The 17,498-nt window shown below is 59.8% G+C and carries 19 protein-coding genes and 1 pseudogene; 14 read left to right on the forward strand and 6 right to left on the reverse strand.

From position 1 onward, the window contains the following. The 4 genes and pseudogenes from JHD59_RS13800 to JHD59_RS13815 form a co-directional block, all read right to left on the reverse strand. Positions 1-360 (reverse strand): annotated as a pseudogene (locus JHD59_RS13800) (Tim44 domain-containing protein); the annotation flags it as partial. Between the two features lie 52 nt (positions 361-412). After that, complete coding sequence (gene tsaA, locus JHD59_RS13805; protein WP_199154666.1) at positions 413-1,111, reverse strand: tRNA (N6-threonylcarbamoyladenosine(37)-N6)-methyltransferase TrmO; 699 nt, start codon at positions 1,109-1,111, stop codon at positions 413-415. Positions 1,112-1,164: 53 nt separating this feature from the next. Continuing rightward, positions 1,165-1,473 (reverse strand): hypothetical protein, encoded by a 309-nt coding sequence (locus JHD59_RS13810; RefSeq protein WP_199154667.1) that lies wholly within the window; start codon positions 1,471-1,473, stop codon positions 1,165-1,167. Positions 1,474-1,620: 147 nt separating this feature from the next. Further along, the gene (locus JHD59_RS13815; RefSeq protein WP_199154668.1) at positions 1,621-2,370 is read right to left on the reverse strand and encodes a GNAT family N-acetyltransferase; all 750 of its coding nucleotides are present in this window, start codon (positions 2,368-2,370) and stop codon (positions 1,621-1,623) included. Between the two features lie 191 nt (positions 2,371-2,561). On the opposite strand from JHD59_RS13815, the gene mnmG reads away from it, so the two are divergent. The 14 genes from mnmG to glmU all read left to right on the forward strand — a co-directional run bounded on the left by mnmG (position 2,562) and on the right by glmU (position 15,373). Continuing rightward, a complete protein-coding gene (gene mnmG / locus JHD59_RS13820) occupies positions 2,562-4,460 on the forward strand; it encodes a tRNA uridine-5-carboxymethylaminomethyl(34) synthesis enzyme MnmG (RefSeq protein ID WP_199154669.1) in 1,899 nt (632 codons plus the stop codon). Further along, positions 4,457-5,086 carry a 16S rRNA (guanine(527)-N(7))-methyltransferase RsmG gene (rsmG, locus tag JHD59_RS13825; protein ID WP_043620377.1) on the forward strand — a complete coding sequence of 210 codons (630 nt, stop codon included), beginning with the start codon at positions 4,457-4,459 and terminating at the stop codon, positions 5,084-5,086. Before mnmG ends, rsmG begins: the two co-directional genes overlap by 4 nt. After that, positions 5,083-5,874: a ParA family protein gene (locus JHD59_RS13830; RefSeq protein ID WP_103321292.1), complete on the forward strand. Its 792-nt coding sequence runs from the start codon at positions 5,083-5,085 to the stop codon at positions 5,872-5,874. Before rsmG ends, JHD59_RS13830 begins: the two co-directional genes overlap by 4 nt. Positions 5,875-5,878: 4 nt before the next feature. Further along, positions 5,879-6,736 (forward strand): ParB/RepB/Spo0J family partition protein, encoded by an 858-nt coding sequence (locus JHD59_RS13835; RefSeq protein WP_199154670.1) that lies wholly within the window; start codon positions 5,879-5,881, stop codon positions 6,734-6,736. 91 nt (positions 6,737-6,827) lie between these two features. Next, positions 6,828-7,190: an ATP synthase subunit I gene (locus tag JHD59_RS13840; RefSeq protein ID WP_103321290.1), complete on the forward strand. Its 363-nt coding sequence runs from the start codon at positions 6,828-6,830 to the stop codon at positions 7,188-7,190. A 10-nt stretch (positions 7,191-7,200) separates the two neighbouring features. Beyond that, positions 7,201-8,013, forward strand: coding sequence for a F0F1 ATP synthase subunit A (gene atpB, locus JHD59_RS13845; protein ID WP_103321289.1), 813 nt, complete (start codon positions 7,201-7,203; stop codon positions 8,011-8,013). Positions 8,014-8,078: 65 nt separating this feature from the next. Next, positions 8,079-8,366, forward strand: a complete 288-nt coding sequence (atpE, locus tag JHD59_RS13850; protein ID WP_021474885.1) for a F0F1 ATP synthase subunit C — start codon at positions 8,079-8,081, stop codon at positions 8,364-8,366. A 58-nt stretch (positions 8,367-8,424) separates the two neighbouring features. Further along, complete coding sequence (locus JHD59_RS13855) at positions 8,425-8,895, forward strand: F0F1 ATP synthase subunit B (RefSeq protein WP_043620360.1); 471 nt, start codon at positions 8,425-8,427, stop codon at positions 8,893-8,895. A gap of 7 nt (positions 8,896-8,902) precedes the next feature. Beyond that, on the forward strand, positions 8,903-9,439 hold the full coding sequence (locus JHD59_RS13860) for a F0F1 ATP synthase subunit delta (protein WP_103321288.1): 537 nt from the start codon (positions 8,903-8,905) through the stop codon (positions 9,437-9,439). Positions 9,440-9,447: 8 nt separating this feature from the next. Continuing rightward, the gene (gene atpA, locus JHD59_RS13865) at positions 9,448-10,992 is read left to right on the forward strand and encodes a F0F1 ATP synthase subunit alpha (protein ID WP_043620354.1); all 1,545 of its coding nucleotides are present in this window, start codon (positions 9,448-9,450) and stop codon (positions 10,990-10,992) included. Between the two features lie 39 nt (positions 10,993-11,031). Then, positions 11,032-11,898 carry a F0F1 ATP synthase subunit gamma gene (atpG, locus tag JHD59_RS13870; protein WP_103321287.1) on the forward strand — a complete coding sequence of 289 codons (867 nt, stop codon included), beginning with the start codon at positions 11,032-11,034 and terminating at the stop codon, positions 11,896-11,898. A 41-nt stretch (positions 11,899-11,939) separates the two neighbouring features. Beyond that, positions 11,940-13,337, forward strand: coding sequence for a F0F1 ATP synthase subunit beta (gene atpD / locus JHD59_RS13875; RefSeq protein WP_103321286.1), 1,398 nt, complete (start codon positions 11,940-11,942; stop codon positions 13,335-13,337). Between the two features lie 11 nt (positions 13,338-13,348). Beyond that, positions 13,349-13,771 (forward strand): F0F1 ATP synthase subunit epsilon, encoded by a 423-nt coding sequence (locus tag JHD59_RS13880; RefSeq protein ID WP_043620348.1) that lies wholly within the window; start codon positions 13,349-13,351, stop codon positions 13,769-13,771. Positions 13,772-14,008: 237 nt separating this feature from the next. After that, the gene (gene glmU / locus JHD59_RS13885; RefSeq protein ID WP_199154671.1) at positions 14,009-15,373 is read left to right on the forward strand and encodes a bifunctional UDP-N-acetylglucosamine diphosphorylase/glucosamine-1-phosphate N-acetyltransferase GlmU; all 1,365 of its coding nucleotides are present in this window, start codon (positions 14,009-14,011) and stop codon (positions 15,371-15,373) included. 45 nt (positions 15,374-15,418) lie between these two features. Here glmU and JHD59_RS13890 read toward each other — a convergent pair whose 3' ends face one another. Beyond that, positions 15,419-16,288: a DMT family transporter gene (locus tag JHD59_RS13890; RefSeq protein ID WP_199154672.1), complete on the reverse strand. Its 870-nt coding sequence runs from the start codon at positions 16,286-16,288 to the stop codon at positions 15,419-15,421. Beyond that, positions 16,285-17,310, reverse strand: coding sequence for a guanitoxin biosynthesis L-arginine gamma (S) hydroxylase (gntB, locus tag JHD59_RS13895; RefSeq protein ID WP_199154673.1), 1,026 nt, complete (start codon positions 17,308-17,310; stop codon positions 16,285-16,287). The genes JHD59_RS13890 and gntB overlap by 4 nt, the downstream gene beginning before the upstream one ends. Positions 17,311-17,498 lie beyond the last annotated feature (188 nt).

Genomic DNA, 17,498 nt, shown 5'->3' on the forward strand with positions numbered 1-17,498 from the left:
CGGCGCGGCGTTGCCTGCCGCGTCCTGAGGCGCCGCTTGCTGATTGGCGTGCTGCTTGTCGCTGCCGGCGGAGCCCAGCATGTAGCCGGCGGCCGCGCCTGCCGCGCCTGCGGCCAGCGCGGTGCCGATGCCCGGGCCGCTCTTCTGCGGTTGAGCCTGTGCCGGGGCGGCAGCCGGAGCCGGCACGCCGGCGGACTGCGGCGCCTGGGCCGGCGTGCTCGGTTGATAGGTACGGGTGGGCGTGGAGCGCTGCATGCCTGCGCTCTTGCCCTTGCCCAGGCGCGCGGCCTCGGCAAACGGTGTAGCCAACACGGAAACCATGGTGAAGGCGAGTACGATCGTCTTCGCGCGAGTGGTCATTTTCTTTGTCCTGAGTGGTTTAGTTGCCCGAGTAAGACCGGGAAGATGCGATTTAGTTTTGGTTTTCTTGCAGAATTTCAAGCACCGTCGCCTTGTTGGCAACGATGCCGAAGCGGACATTGTAGCAATACAGCATCACGCCGTAGACGCGTTGCGGATCGTCCTGATAGGCCGGGCGCGGATCTTGGGCCAGCACTTGCTCCACCAGCGTCGCGAAGCCGGGCGGCGGCTCAAGCTCGGTCAATTGGCGCAGGGCGGCGTCGCTCCATTCTACCTGCAGCAGCGGCGGCGGGCCGTCGACAAAGCCGCCTGCCGCATCGGGGCGCGACTCGACGAAGGGAATGTACGGCTTGATGTCCAGCACCGGCGTGCCGTCCAGCAGGTCGGCCCCGGCCAGTTGCAGCGACGCGCCGCCTTCCGTCGAGACCGAAACCAGCTCCACCAGCGACAGCCCCAAGGGATTGGGGCGGTGGGTGGAGCGGCTGGCGAACACGCCCACCTTGGCGTTGCCGCCCAGCCGCGGCGGCCGCACCAGCGGCTGCCAGCCGCGTTCCAGCGTCTGGTGGAACACGAAGCTGATCCAGACATGGGAGAAGGCTTCCAGCCCGCGCACGCAGTCTGGATGGTTGTAAGGCGGCAGCAGCTGCAGTGTGACGCCGGCAGCCGTCGCCAGCGAGGGCTGGCGCGGGATGCCGAATTTTTCCCGATACGGCGAGTGGATCACGCCTATCGGTTCGAAAAGGTAAGCCATGGCGGGATTGTAGCATTGCGGGTTTGAGCGCTGTGCTGAATGCAGCGCATGCCTTAGCTGATGGCCAGGAGGAGCCTGACACCGATGTAAAGCGCGCCGAAGCCAATTGTTAGGATGGTTGCAATATGGACCCGAAAGCGAAAAGGGTGGTCCGCTCTCGATATGGCGGTTTTGAACCTCGCGCTGTGGAACACGCCTTCGCGAGTGGTGCGCGCGGCACCGTAAAACATCGTGCAGGCGATGGCCAGCATCAAAATGATAAGCGCATGCAAATGGAGTGCCCGGCTCCATATTTGGACGAGGCCGATCAAGGACAGGGCCAGGGTGGCCAGCAAGATCATGTCCGCGCGTGGCTTGCGCATGTTCTGGCTTTCGATTTTGAGGAAGTCGTTAATCTACCACGAGATCTATGCCGGTGATTAATAGCGCGACTTGCGTATCCGTTCTGCGGCGACCGCAAGGTAAACGGCTGCGTGGTGGGGCGCAGCCGTTTTGCTTGGCGGTGGTCATTAGCCGACAAAATGCTTGTTGTAGCGCGCATTCAGCCGGCTCATTGGCAGCAGCATGAAGAAGTCGGCGCAGTTGAAGTCCGGGTCCCAGGCCGGTTCGCCGCAGACATGGGCGCCGGCGCGCAGATAGCCCTTGATCAGCGGCGGCAGCGGCACCGGGGCGCTGTCGTCGACAACGCGGTCCAGCTGCAGCGGCAGGTGGGGGAAGACGCGCCATTCCGGCGGCGACAGGTACTGGCCTTCCAGCTGGCGATAGAGGCTGACCGCCTGATGGCCGCCGTCGGTCAGCGACACGCTGGCGCAGCCGGCCAGATAGGCGCCGTTCTGGCTGGCGACGTAATCGGCCAGGCCGGACCACAAGAGGGCGATCACCGCGCCGGAGCGGAAGTCGCGGTGCACGCAGGAGCGGCCCACTTCGATCAGGTTGTCGCGCAGGTGGGACAGGCGGGAGAGATCGAATTCATGTTCGGAATACAGGCTGGGCGCGCGGCGGGCCGCGGTAGGGGAGAGCATGCGGTAGGTGCCCACCACCATGCCGGTATTGTGGTCCTCTACGATCAGGTGGTCGCACAGCTCGTCGTATTCGTCGCAGTCTATGCCCAGATCGCGGGAGGCCAGTTCGGCGCCCATTTCGCCGGCAAACACTTCGAAGCGCAGTTTCTGCGCGCGGCGAATATCTTCGGCGCTCTGCGCCAGGCGGACCGCCAGTCGCGGTTTGCTTCTGCTTGCAAGTTGTTCATTTAGCAGCATGTTTTGCCCCTCGTCGTGATGAGCTTATGCTAGGTGTCGAGTTTGACAATGCGATGTCCAAAACATGACCTTGTGGTGACTGTGGCTTGACGATATGGTGACGGCCGCGGGTTTATTGAAATCAAGGACTTATCAGTCAAACGGATTTGGCGTAAAATAGGCCGTTTTTCCGCTTGATTTGCTCTTTCGCCATGATTTATCCGACAAGCTACGACGTGATAGTGGTGGGCGGCGGTCACGCCGGCACCGAGGCCGCGCTGGCCGCAGCGCGCATGGGCTGCAATACGCTCCTTCTGACGCACAACATCGAGACCCTGGGGCAGATGTCGTGCAATCCGTCGATCGGCGGCATCGGCAAGGGCCATCTGGTGAAAGAGGTGGACGCGCTGGGCGGCGCCATGGCGCTGGCCACCGACATCGGCGGCATCCAGTTCCGCACGCTGAACGCGTCCAAAGGCCCGGCGGTGCGCGCCACGCGCGCGCAGGCCGACCGCATCCTGTACAAGGCCGCCATCCGCGAGATGCTGGAAAACCAGCCCAATCTGACGCTGTTCCAGCAGCCGGTGGATGATCTGCTGATCGAAGGCGACCGCGTCGCCGGCGCCATCACCGCCATCGGCATCACTTTCCGCGCCAAGACCGTGGTGCTGACCGCCGGCACCTTCCTGTCCGGCAAAATTCACGTCGGCATGGAAAATTACACCGGCGGCCGCGCCGGCGACCAGGCCGCCAGCACGCTGGGCGCGCGTCTGCGCGAGCTGGACCTGCCGGTGGGCCGGCTCAAAACCGGCACGCCGCCGCGCATCGACGGCCGCAGCGTGGATTTCAGCGTGATGGAAGAGCAGCCGGGCGACACGCCTGAGCCGGTGTTCTCCTACCGCGGCAAGCGCGAGATGCATCCCAAGCAGCTGCCGTGCTGGATCACCCACACCAACGAGCGCACGCACGACATCATCCGCGGCGGCTTTGACCGCAGCCCGATGTTCACCGGGGTGATCGAAGGCGTGGGCCCGCGCTACTGCCCGTCCATCGAAGACAAGATCAACCGCTTCGCCGACAAAGACAGCCATCAGGTGTTCCTGGAACCGGAAGGCCTGACCACGCACGAGTTCTACCCCAACGGGATTTCCACCAGCCTGCCGTTCGACATCCAGCTGGCGGCCGTGCGCTCGATCCGCGGCATGGAAAACGCCCACATCCTGCGTCCCGGCTACGCCATCGAATACGACTACTTCGACCCGCGCGGCCTGAAGGCCTCGCTGGAGACCAAGGCCATCCACGGCCTGTTCTTCGCCGGGCAGATCAACGGCACCACCGGCTATGAAGAAGCCGCCGCCCAGGGCTTGCTGGCGGGGCTGAACGCTGGCCTGTTCGCCCGCGAGCAGGACGCCTGGTGCCCGCGCCGCGACGAGGCCTATCTGGGCGTGCTGGTGGACGATCTGATCACCAAGGGCGTGTCCGAGCCGTACCGCATGTTCACCAGCCGCGCCGAGTTCCGCCTCCAATTGCGGGAAGACAACGCCGACCTGCGCCTGACCGAAATGGGCCGCAAGCTGGGCGTGGTGGGCGACGCGCAGTGGGATGCCTTCTGCAGGAAGCGCGATGCGGTGGAGGCCGAGAAGGCGCGCCTCGCCGCCACCTGGGTGCATCCGGCCAAGCTGCAGGACCCGGCCGCCTTGGAAAAGGTGCTGGGCAAGCAGATCGAACGCGAATACACGCTGCAGGACCTGCTGAAGCGCCCGAATGTGCCGTACCGCGAGCTGATGACGGTGCCGGAAGCCGCCGCCGGCGCGCCGGAACTGGCCGACGAGGTTGCCGAGCAGGTGGAAATTCAGGTCAAATACCAGGGATACATCAATCGCCAGAACGAAGAGCTGGCGCGCCGCGATAATCTGGAAGACATCCGTCTGCCGGGCGACATCGATTATGGCCTGGTCAAGGGCCTGTCCAAGGAAGTGCAGCAGAAGCTGAACCAGCAGCGTCCGGAGACGCTGGGCCAGGCTTCGCGCATCCAGGGCATCACCCCGGCCGCCATCGCCCTGCTGATGGTGCACCTGAAGCGTGGCTTCACCGACGCGAAGACCGCATGACACAACATATTGCCGAATTGAAACAAGGGCTGGCGCAACTGGCGCTGGAGCTGACCGAACCGCAACTGGACCTGCTGGAGCGCTACCTGGCGCTGCTGGTCAAGTGGAACCAGACTTACAATCTCACCGCCATCCGCCAGGAAGAGCGCATGGTCAGCTATCATCTGTTGGACAGCCTGAGCCTGGTGCCGCATCTGCAAGGCGGCAGCCGCATGCTGGACGTGGGCTCCGGCGGCGGCATGCCGGGCATCCCCACCGCCATCGCGCGGCCTGACCTGCAAGTGGTGCTGCTGGATTCGAATCACAAGAAAACCACCTTCCTGCGCCAGGTGGTGCTGGAGCTGGGCCTGCCGAATGTGCAGGTGATGACTGACCGGGTGGAGGCGTACCAGCCGGAGCAAAAGTTCGATCGCATCACCAGCCGCGCGTTCTCGGAGCTGTCCGAGTTCGTCAAGCTGACCCGCCACTTGATGGCCGAAGGCGGCCAGTATGTGGCGATGAAGGGCGTGTATCCGTATGAGGAAATCGCCTTGCTGCCGCAAGGCGTGGCGGTTTCGGAGGTGCTGCCGGTAACGGTGCCGGGGCTGGACGCCGAACGCCATCTGGTGAGGATGGTGCTGCAATGAATCCACGCGTGATCGCGGTGGCCAACCAGAAGGGCGGGGTGGGCAAGACCACCACCGTCGTCAATCTGGCGGCCGGTTTGGCCGAGCTGGGCCGGCGGGTGCTGATCGTCGATCTGGACCCGCAGGGCAATGCCACGATGGGCAGCGGCATCGCCAAGCAGTCGCTGGAGAAATCCGGCTACGACGTGCTGCTGGGCGAGGCGACTGTCGAGGAGGCGCGGCAGGACGCCAAGGCCGGTGGTTTCCATGTGTTGCCGGCCAATCGCAATCTCGGCGGCGCCGAACTGGAGCTGGTCAACGAACTGGCCCGCGAAGCGCGGCTGAAGAACGCGTTGGCCGAGGTGGCCGGCCAGTACGATTACGTGCTGATCGACTGCCCGCCGTCGCTGAACCTGCTGACGCTGAACGGCCTGGTGGCCGCCGACAGCGTGCTGATCCCCATGGTTTGCGAGTACTACGCGCTGGAAGGCTTGTCCGATCTGGTGGCCACCCTGCGCAAGGTTCGCACCGCGGTCAATCCCAGGATCGAGATCATGGGTTTGCTGCGCACCATGTTCGACGCCCGCAACAACTTGTCGCAGCAGGTATCGGAACAGCTGGCGCGCCACTTCGGCGACAAGGTGTTCCAGACCGTCATCCCGCGCAATGTGCGCCTGGCCGAGGCGCCCAGCCACGGCCTGCCGGGTTTGTCGTATGACCGCAACTCCCGCGGCGCGCAGGCCTATCTGGCGCTGTCGCAGGAACTGGTTGAACGACTCGAACCCGCCACCGCAACTCCCACCGTCTGACACTATGGCCAAACTCAAAGGATTGGGGCGCGGACTCGACGCGCTCCTGTCCACCGTTGATGCGGTGGACGACAGACTTTCCACGCTTCCGATAGACAGCATCCGCCCCGGCAAGTACCAGCCCCGCAGTTTCATGGATGAAGCGGCGCTGGACGAGCTGGCGGCCTCCATTCGCGTGCAGGGCATCATCCAGCCGCTGATCGTGCGCGAGCTGGGCCTGGGCGACTACGAACTGATCGCCGGCGAGCGCCGCTGGCGCGCCTCGCGCAAGGCCGGCCTGGCCGAAGTGCCGGTGGTGATCAAGAGCGTGCCGGACGAGGCCGCGCTGGCGATGGCGCTGATCGAGAACATCCAGCGCCAGGAACTGGACCCGATCGAAGAGGCGCAGGGCATCAAGCGGCTGATCGACGAGTTCGGCCTGACCCACGAAGCTGCGGCCGACGCCGTTGGCCGCTCGCGCAGCGCGGTGTCGAATCTGCTGCGCCTGTTGGTGCTGCCGCAGCCGCTGCAGCAGATGATGCACGAGGGCAAGCTGGAGATGGGCCACGCCCGCGCGCTGTTGTCCCTGCCCACGGTTTCCCAGCTGGAACTGGCGAACGAGGTGGTGCGCAAGGGCATGTCGGTGCGCGAGGTGGAGCGCCGGGTGCAGCAGCGTGTTGCGCAAAAAGAGACAGTTTCTCCGCAGCAAAAGCACGCCGATCCAGACGTTTCCAGGCTGGAGGAGCAGGTTTCGGACGCCATCGGCGCCCGGGTCAGCATTCGTCATGCCAACGGCGGCAACGGCAAGCTGATCATAGAATATGCCAGCCTGGACGAACTCGATTCGCTATTGGCCAAGCTGCAAAAAAATCCTCAAAAATGAGCTTGTTGCAGCGCAAAAAACACTATTGCGCAAAGTTGACGCAACGCAAATGCGAAGCCTATAATCCAGCGGTTTTTTTGCACTGGCGATCATGGTCTATCAGGAAGTGAAGCGGGTGCTGCGACTACAAGCCAGCCTGGTCGGTCTGGCTGTAGTCGTTTCGCTACTCCTCAGTGGCGGCAATGTGGCCGTCGCCGTGTCCGCGGTGTTGGGCGGACTGGCGGTGCTCGGGCCGGCGCTGGTTTATGCCAGGATTGCTTATGCCAAACGTCATGTGCCGCCCGCGGCCTTGATCAAAGCGCATTTCCTGGCCGAGGCGGTGAAGTTTTGCCTGACCGTACTGATAAGTGCTGCGGTTTTGGCCAGTTTCAAGGATTTGTCCGTGGCCGGTTTTCTCGGTGGGTTCATTGCCGCCACCTCCGGCTACGGTTTCGGGCTTCTAATCAAAAATTGAGAAAAGAGCGATGGCAAGCAACGCAACCGATTACATCAAGCACCACCTTACCTTCTGGAACTCGGATCCGTCAGCCGGCTTCTGGAGCCTGCACGTTGACACCTTCTCCATCTCGCTGCTGCTGGGCTTCCTGTTCGTAGGCGTGTTCGCCATGGTGGCGCGCCGCGCCAGCATCGAAGCGCCGGGCCGTCTGCAGCTATTCGTCGAAATGATCATCGAGCTGGTGCAAACCCAGGTCAAGGAAGTGTTTCATGGCCAGAGCAAGGTTATCGCCCCGCTGGCGCTGACCATTTTCTGCTGGGTGTTCCTGATGAACTTCATGGACTTGTTCCCGGTGGATCTGTTCCCGATGGCCGCGCAGTGGATCGGTTACACCTTCTTCGGCCTGGAGCCGCATCATGTGTATTTCCGCGTGGTGCCGTCCGCTGACGTGAACGCCACTTTCGCCATGTCGCTGTCCGTGATGATCCTGATCATCGGCTTCTCCATCAAGGCCAAGGGTCTGGGCGGCTGGGGCAAGGAACTCTTGACCGCGCCGTTCCATAGTTCCAACCCAATCGGCGCCATCATCCTGGCTCCGCTGAACTTCGTGTTCCAGCTGGTGGAACTGGCGGCCAAGCCGATTTCGCTGTCTCTTCGTTTGTTCGGCAACCTGTACGCCGGCGAACTGATCTTCATCCTGATCGCGCTGCTGCCCTGGGGCCTGCAGTGGGTGCTGGGCGCGCCGTGGGCGATTTTCCACATCCTGATCATCACCCTGCAGGCTTTCGTGTTCATGATGCTGACCATCGTGTACCTGAGCCTGGCAGTGGAAGCGCACTGATTTACCTGTAGATTCACCATACTTTTTTACCAACCATCCTTGCTTTAAGTCTTAGGAGATACACAATGGAAGCACTCGTTTCTCAGATCCAGTCGATGACCGCTATCGCTGCAGCCCTGATCATTGGTCTGGGCGCTCTGGGCACCGCTATCGGTTTCGCCATTCTGGGTGGCAAGTTCCTCGAGTCCTCCGCTCGTCAGCCGGAAATGATCCCGGTTCTGCAAACCAAGCTGTTCATCATCGCCGGTCTGCTTGACGCGATCTCCATGATTGGTGTTGGTGTTGCCATGCTGTTCACCTTCAACAACCCGTTCCTGTCCGCTGCCCTGGCTATCGTTAAGGCTGCTCACTAATCCGTTTTCTACGGATCGGTAAACGGTTGTTGTAGTCATACTCTGGAGGAAAACAAGCGTGGAATTCAACGTAACACTACTGGGCCAGGCGATCACGTTCGCCATCCTGGTATGGTTCACCATGAAGTTTGTTTGGCCTCCGCTTACCAACATGATGGATGAGCGGGCCAAGCGTATCGCTGATGGCTTGGCCGCTGCGGAACGTGGCAAGCAGGATCTGGAAGCGGCTGAAAAGCGCGTAGCGGACGAAATCCGCAAGGCGAAGCAGCAGGCTACCGAGATCGTGGTTGCCGCCGAAAAGCGTGCCAGCCAGATCGTGGATGAAGCCAAAGACGCGGCACGCACTGAAAGTGCGCGCATCGTGGCTGACGCCAAGGCTGAAATCGACCAGGAAGTGCTGCGCGTGAAGGAAACTTTGCGCACTCAAGTAGCCGACCTGGCCGTTGCCGGCGCCGAGAAGATCCTGCGCAAGGAGATCGACGCCGCTAAGCACGCCGACCTGCTTGCCTCCATCAAAGCGGAGTTTTAATTAACTCATGGCAGAACTCATTACCGTCGCAAGGCCCTACGCCGAAGCGGTATACAGCCTCGCCACGGAACAGGGCACCCTCGGCCAATGGTCGGAAGCGCTGTCGTGGCTGGCTGCCATGGTGAATAACCCGGATCTGGTGCAAGTCATTACCAATCCGAAACATACCGCACAAGAGGTTGAGGCGCTGATGCTGGATGTGCTCGGCGGCCGTGGCAACGAAGACGTAAAACGCTTCATCGCCGCGCTGATCGAGAACGCCCGTTTGACGCTGCTGCCGGAAATCGCCGCGCAGTTTGAACTGCTGAAGGCGCAATCGGAAGACATCGTGGACGCCCTGGTGGAGTCCGCTTTTGTCATGTCCGATGACCAGAAAGCCGAACTGACCCGCACGCTTTCCAAGAAGTACGGCAAAACCGTGCGTCTTGATGTGCGTGAGAACGCCGACCTGATTGGCGGCGTTCGCGTGTCGGTGGGCGACGATGTCATCGACGCTTCCGTGCGCGGCAAACTGCAAGCCATGGCAGCAAGCCTCAAGAATTAGGAGAGATCATGCAGTTGAACCCCTCTGAAATCAGCGATCTGATCAAGGCCAAGATCCAGAATCTGGCTGAAGGCGCTGAAGTTCGCACCAAGGGCACGGTTATCTCCGTGACCGACGGTATCGTCCGCATCCACGGCCTGGCCGATGTGATGCAGGGCGAAATGCTCGAATTCCCGGGCAACACCTTTGGCCTCGCCATGAACCTGGAGCGCGACTCTGTCGGCGCTGTGGTGCTGGGCGAGTACGAGCACATCTCCGAAGGCGACGAAGTCAAGTGCACCGGTCGCATTCTGGAAGTGCCGGTTGGCCCGGAGCTGGTTGGCCGCGTGGTGAACGCGCTGGGTCAGCCGATCGACGGCAAGGGCCCGATCAACGCCAAGCTGTCCTCCCCGATCGAAAAGATCGCCCCGGGCGTAATCGCCCGTAAGTCGGTATCGCAACCGATGCAAACCGGCCTGAAGTCCATCGACTCCATGGTTCCGGTTGGCCGCGGCCAGCGTGAGCTGATCATTGGCGACCGTCAGACCGGCAAGACCGCCGTGGCGCTGGACGCCATCATCAACCAGAAGGGCAATGGCGTCATCTGCATCTACGTAGCCGTAGGTCAGAAGGCTTCCTCGATTGCCAACGTGGTGCGCAAGCTGGAAGAGCACGGCGCGATGGGTCACACCATCATCGTGGCCGCCACCGCTTCCGAAGCCGCCGCGCTGCAATTCATCGCCCCGTACGCTGGTTGCACCATGGGCGAATACTTCCGCGACATCGGCGAAGATGCCCTGATAGTATACGACGACCTGTCCAAGCAAGCCGTCGCTTACCGTCAGATCTCGCTGCTGCTGCGCCGTCCGCCGGGCCGCGAAGCTTACCCGGGCGACGTATTCTATCTGCACTCCCGTCTGTTGGAGCGCGCTGCGCGCATCAACGAAGAGGAAGTGGAAAAGCTGACTGGCGGCGCCGTAAAGGGCAAGACCGGTTCGCTGACCGCTCTGCCTATCATCGAAACCCAGGCCGGCGACGTTTCCGCGTTCGTGCCGACCAACGTGATTTCGATTACCGACGGCCAGATCTTCCTGGAAACCGACTTGTTCAACGCAGGTATCCGTCCGGCCATTAACGCCGGTATCTCGGTATCGCGCGTGGGCGGCGCCGCTCAGACCAAGGTTATCAAGAAGCTCGGCGGCGGTATCCGTCTGGCGCTGGCTCAGTACCGCGAGCTGGCTGCGTTCGCGCAGTTCGCTTCCGATCTGGACGAAGCCACCCGCAAGCAGCTGTCCCACGGTGAAGTCGTGACCGAACTGATGAAGCAGAAGCAGTTCGCCACCCTGTCCACCGCGGAAATGGCGCTGACCCTGTGGGCCGTGAACAAGGGCAGCTACGAAGACGTTCCGGTGAAGAAGGCTCTGGCTTTCGAAGCCGAATTCCTGGCCTACGTGCGTGCCAACCACGCCGAAGTGCTGCAGGCTGTGAACGCTTCCGGTGATCTGTCTGCCGACAACGAGAAGGTACTGGCCAAGGCGATGGAATCGTTCAAGGCTGGCTACAGCTTCAACTGAGCCTTCGACTCACGTCGTAGCTAGAGAAAGGTTCAGGATATGGCAGTCGGTAAAGAGATTCTCACCAAGATCCGCAGCGTGCAAAACACGCAGAAGATCACCCGCGCTATGCAGATGGTGTCGACCTCGAAGATGCGCAAGACGCAAGAGCGTATGCGCGCTGCCCGTCCTTACGCCGAGAAGGTGCGCACGGTTATGGCGCACCTCGCTCAGGCGAACGCGGAACTTGGTCACCCGCTGCTTGCCCGTCGCGAGACGATCAAGCGCGCCGGCATCATCCTGGTTTCCTCCGACAAGGGCCTGTGCGGCGGCCTGAACGTGAACACGTTCAAGCGCTTCTTCGGCAAGGTCAAGGAACTGCAGGATCAGGGCGTCGAAGTCGACGTCTGCTGCCTGGGCCAAAAAGGCCTGGCGGCTGCCCAGCGCGCCCGTCTCAAGGTGGTGGCCAGCGCGATCCATCTCGGCGACGTGCCGAAGATGGAAAAACTGATTGGCCCGCTTACAGTTCTGTTCAGGCAGTACGCCGAAGGCGAACTGGACGCGGTCTACATCGTTTACTCCAGCTTCGTGAACACCATGAAGCAGGAGCCGGCACTTGAACAGCTGCTTCCGCTGACGCCGCACCATATGGTGGTGGAGCATTCGCACTCGTGGGATTACCTGTACGAGCCGGATGCGCCGACGCTGATGGAATTCTTGGTGCGTCGTTACCTGGAGTCGGTGGTGTATCAGGCTCTGGCCGAGAACATGGCTTCCGAGCAGGCCGCGCGGATGGTGGCGATGAAAGCCGCCACCGACAACGCGGGCAACACCATCAAGCAGCTGCGCCTGGTATACAACAAGGCGCGTCAGGCGGCGATTACGACCGAGCTGTCGGAAATCGTGGCAGGTGCCGCGGCGGTGTAACCGTCAACGGAACTGTAAAAGTTTATTTTTAGGAAGCGATAATGAGCCAAGGCAAAATCGTACAAATCATTGGCGCGGTGATCGACGTGGAATTTCCGCGCGACGCCATGCCGAAGGTTTATGATGCCCTGAAGCTGGTAGACGCCGACCTGACGCTCGAAGTTCAGCAACAGCTGGGCGACGGCGTGGTCCGTACCATTGCTATGGGTAGCTCCGACGGTCTGAAGCGTGGCATGCTGGTTGCCAGCACCGGCGCACCGATCTCGGTGCCGGTGGGCACCGCCACCCTCGGCCGCATCATGGACGTGTTGGGCAACCCGGTGGATGAAGCCGGTCCGGTTGCCACCGACAAGCGTCGTGCCATTCACCAGTCGGCTCCGAAGTTTGACGAGCTGTCTGCCGCCACCGACCTGCTGGAAACCGGCATCAAGGTGATCGACCTGCTGTGCCCGTTCGCCAAGGGCGGCAAGGTGGGTCTGTTCGGCGGCGCCGGTGTGGGCAAGACCGTGAACATGATGGAACTGATCAACAACATCGCCAAGGCGCACTCCGGTCTGTCCGTGTTCGCCGGCGTGGGTGAGCGCACTCGTGAAGGTAACGACTTCTATCACGAGATGAAGGACTCCAACGTGCTGGACAAGGTGGCGATGGTGTACGGTCAGATGAACGAGCCGCCGGGCAACCGTCTGCGCGTGGCTCTGACCGGCCTGACCATGGCCGAGCACTTCCGCGACGAGAAGGACGAAAACGGCAAGGGCCGCGACGTTCTGCTGTTCGTGGACAACATCTACCGCTACACCCTGGCCGGTACCGAAGTGTCCGCTCTGCTGGGCCGTATGCCGTCCGCGGTGGGTTACCAGCCGACGCTGGCCGAGGAAATGGGCCGTCTGCAAGAACGTATTACTTCGACCAAGGATGGTTCCATTACCTCCATCCAGGCCGTATACGTCCCTGCGGATGACTTGACCGACCCGTCCCCGGCGACCACCTTCGCCCACTTGGACGCTACCGTGGTACTGTCGCGCGACATCGCCTCGCTGGGTATCTACCCGGCCGTGGACCCGCTCGACTCCACTTCGCGTCAGCTGGACCCGCTGGTGGTTGGCGACGAGCACTACTCCGTTGCCCGCGGCGTGCAGTCCACTCTGCAGCGCTACAAGGAACTGCGCGACATCATCGCGATTTTGGGTATGGACGAACTGTCCGAGGAAGACAAACTGGTCGTGGCTCGCGCCCGTAAGATCCAGCGCTTCCTGTCCCAGCCGTTCCACGTGGCAGAAGTGTTTACCGGTTCCCCGGGCAAATACGTTCCGCTGCGCGAAACCATCAAGGGCTTCAAGGCCATTCTCGCTGGCGAATACGACCACCTGCCGGAACAAGCGTTCTACATGGTGGGTTCGATCGAAGAAGCTGCCGAGAAAGCCAAGACCCTTAACTAAGGAGAGGGCGGATGTCCAAGATGCGTGTGGAAGTGGTTAGCACCGAGCAACTCATCTTCTCCGGCGAGGCGGAATTCGTCGTCGCGCCGGCAACGGAAGGCGAGATCGGCGTCTACCCGCAACACGTGCCGCTCCTGACCCGTATCAAGCCCGGCGTGCTTCGTTTGAAGGTGCCGGGCAGCAAGGAAGAAGTACTGGTGGCGGTGTCCGGCGGCATGATGGAAGTGCAGCCGACCCTGATCACCGTGCTTGCCGATACGGCGATTCGCGGCGAGGATCTCGATGAGGCCCGCGCCAATGAGGCGAAACGCGCTGCCGAGGATGCCCTCAAGCACGCGACCGACGACATGAGCACGGCCAAGGCCCACGCCGCCCTGGCGGTGGCCATTGCCGAGCTCAAGACGCTGGATTACCTCAAGAAGCGCGCTCACTGATTGCGTGATATGTAATCGTGTATAGTGCTAGGCTGCCACGCAAGTGGCAGCCTTTTTCATTTTTGCCGATCTGTAAAACGGTTTTTTAGCCACGAAATCCACAAAAAACACGAAATGGCAGTGCTCGGAGCATTGCGTTACGCTGGCCAGCGCGACGCGCGGCTCGGACGAATCGGCTGCGGCAAGCGTTGGTCTTCGTGTGTTTTCGTGGCCTGATATGGTTTTAGGATTTTTGATATGGATAGTTTGAGTATCGTCATCCTTGCCGCGGGCAAGGGCAAGCGCATGTATTCCTGCATGCCCAAAGTGCTGCACCCGATAGGCGGCGAACCGATGCTGGCGCGCGTGATTCGCACCGCGCGCGGCTTGAATCCTTCCCGCCTGGTGGTGGTGTACGGCCACGGCGGCGACCAGGTGCGCGCCCACATTAGCGATGCCGACCTGGTCTGGGCTGAGCAGGCCGAGCAACTGGGCACCGGCCATGCGCTGAAAATGGCGCTGCCGCACTTGCCGGCAGACGGCAAGACCCTGGTGCTATACGGCGATGTGCCCTTGACCAAGGCATCGACGCTGCAAAAGCTGGTGGATGCCGCAGGCCAAGGCATGGCGGTGCTGACCGACGTGCTGGCCGACGCCACCGGCTATGGCCGCATGCTGCGCGGCGCCGACGGCAAGCTGAAGGCCATCGTCGAACACAAGGATTGCACGCCGGAACAGCTGGCCATCCGCGAGATCAACACCGGCATGATGGTGCTGCCGAATGCGCAACTGGCCGGCTGGCTTAGTGCGCTGAAAAACGGCAACGCCCAGGGCGAATACTATCTGACCGATGTGCTGGAGCTGGCGGTGAAGGCCGGCGTGGCGGTGGAAAGCGCCAGCGTGGACGCCAGCTGGGAGGCGTCCGGTGTCAACAACAAGCTGCAATTGGCCGAACTGGAACGCATTCTGCAGGCCAACCAGGCGCGCGCGTTGCTGGAAGCCGGCGTGACGCTGGCCGACCCGGCGCGCATCGATATCCGCGGCGAACTCAAGCATGGCATGGACGTCAGCATCGACGTTGGCTGCGTATTCGAAGGCGCGGTGGAGCTGGGCGATAACGTTGAAATCGGCGCGCACTGCGTGCTGAAGAATGTGCGCATCGCCGCAGGCACCAAGATCGCGCCGTTCTCGCACCTGGAAGACGCCGTGGTCGGCGAGGCATGCAAGATCGGCCCGTATGCCCGCCTGCGTCCGGGGGCCGACCTGGCCGCTCATGTTCACATCGGCAACTTTGTCGAAGTGAAGAAGAGCAAGATCGGCGAAGGCTCCAAGGTCAATCACCTGACTTATATCGGCGACGCCGAGATCGGCCGCAAGGTCAATGTCGGCGCCGGGTCCGTCACCTGCAACTACGACGGCGTCAACAAGTTCAAGACCATCATCGGCGACAACGTCTTCGTCGGCTCCGGCACACTGATGGTGGCGCCGGTGGTGCTGGAGAAGGACTCGACCATAGGCGCCGGTTCCGTGATCAGCAAGAACACGCCGGCCGGAGAGCTGACCGTGGCGCGCGCGCGCCAGGTGACGGTGCCGGGCTGGAAGCGTCCGGAAAAGAAGGGTTGAGGGTGAATCAGGCGGCTAGGCGACAGCCCGGCCGCCTGATGATGGCTATGAAGCCAGCGCTACCGATTTTTCTTTTTTAAAGATATCGAAGTTGGCGCAAGCGATGCCGAAGAGAATGATCGCTGAGCCCAGTAGATTTTTTTCCGCAGGTAGTTCGCCTAGTATCAAGAACGACAGGGCAAGCACAAAGATAGGCTCGCACAACTCGCAGATCTGGACGCGAGTTGGCGTGGTGAGTTCCACGGCTTTGGTTGTGCAATAAAATCCCAAGATGGATGGCAGAGCGGCCAGCGCCAGCAGCAATGCTAGGGCATGCCAGGTCGGAATTTTAAAACCCGTCACCGCAGCGGGTACAATCAGATAAACTGCGCCTGCAGTCAATAGCGCGCGCGTCACAACCAAGCCGCTTCCTAGTTTTTTAGCTTTTGCCACGACGGAAAAAGCGCCATACCCCACCCCGGCCAGCGCGGCCAGCAAAACCCCAATCATTGAGGCCGGCTTCTCTATGTTTAAGAGTAGCGCCATCCCACCCAGGCAGAGCAGTAATCCAAGCGATTTTCCTAAGCTGGCGGTTTCTCTTTTGGTGATAAGGTCGCATGCAAACGCTGTGACCGTGGCGGATGCCATCATCGCAAAAACGACATTGGATGCTTTTTCATGTTGATACGCAGAGGTCTCGAAGAAGAATAGGCAAAAAATTCCAAGGAAAGCGCAAGCCAGCACGACGGGAAGCTTTAATGGCGTTTTTTGACGAACAAATATCCACAACAAGAGAGCGCCCAGAGCGGATTTGTATAGGGCAATCAAGGCGGGTGCTAATTCTGGCAGAAGAGATTTGCTAATAATAGCAATGCTGGAGTTGAGCAGCGCTGCTGTCAGAGCAAAAAGAATGCCTTTGTTGGATGTGTGGGTCATTGTGTAATGCCTAAGAAGTTGCGAGATTGCCAAAGCGGCTTTGCTGCCGTTGTGGTCGTAAATATTCCGCCAAAGTTGATATTGACTTGCCTATAAGTCGAATCTTGCATAAGAATTTCGTGGGCTTTTTTTATATTCCAGTACGGGATGCGCGGAAAGAGGTGGTGGATGAGATGGTAGCGCTCTCCATGCATGCCCGTTAGCAGGTTCTCAAGCAGTCCGCCAAATCTGTTTCTGGATGAAAAAATATCAAGCTCGGACTTCCCAAGCAATGGGTAGTGTTCGGCTAGTTCAATAAACCAGCTAATGGCTTGGAATGATGTCAAGTATGGCAGTATCCAGTAGAGAAGAATAAACTCTGGCCCGGCGATGCTGCTTCCTATTATGGTATAGCCTATCAGGCTGATGAGCATGAATAGTAGCTCCTGCCGCGATGAGCTTTCTAATAATCTATGGCGGAGTAGGTACTTGATATTTGAAAATGTGTTGAGAGATAGAATGGGTCGCCAAAAATATTTCCAGATGAATTGTTTTTTGCTCTGATGGTTATATACGCCAGATGAAATATAGTAACTGTAATCAGGATCTTTATGTTGGTTGCCAAGGAAATGATGGTGATTGAGAACGTGAGATTGCTTGTATGAGTCCCAGGATTGGAATATTAGGTACCCTGAAAGAAAGGTTCCTAGTATCTTTCCCAGATTTCTGTTTTCAGATAGGCTGAGATGTGAAGCCTCATGCAGAATGGTTGCTAATGCTCTTTGTCTTGATCCAATGACTATGATGGAGATGGGTATAAGTAATGGAAATTTATGAGCCAGCCATGCAAATAGCAATATTGTACCGTGATCAGAAATAACTGCAAGCGGTGCGCGCCAGTTGTTAAGCTGATACAGTGTCTTGATACTTTTTGTTATCTCTGGTGAGAATTTATGTTTTGCGAGGGTGGTATTTTTTGATTTTTCTGAATAATTAAGTATTTCTGTATTCGCTTCAAAAATACTTTCTCCTACTTTTTCCACGCAAGCTCTCCTGATTATTTTTACTTATCAGATTTTTATAAGGTGATGTTCAAATTTTTACGGAAGGTAATCAGTAACTGACTTGAGTAACATCTTTTTTTGTATGGTTTTTGACCTCCCATAATGAAGAGGACGCATAATATACGCATTGGATAGTCAATTTGCAAAAAATTTATATGTCATTAAAT

The organism is Chromobacterium sp. ASV23, assembly GCF_016428945.1.
In the GTDB taxonomy this organism is placed as follows: domain Bacteria; phylum Pseudomonadota; class Gammaproteobacteria; order Burkholderiales; family Chromobacteriaceae; genus Chromobacterium; species Chromobacterium sinusclupearum.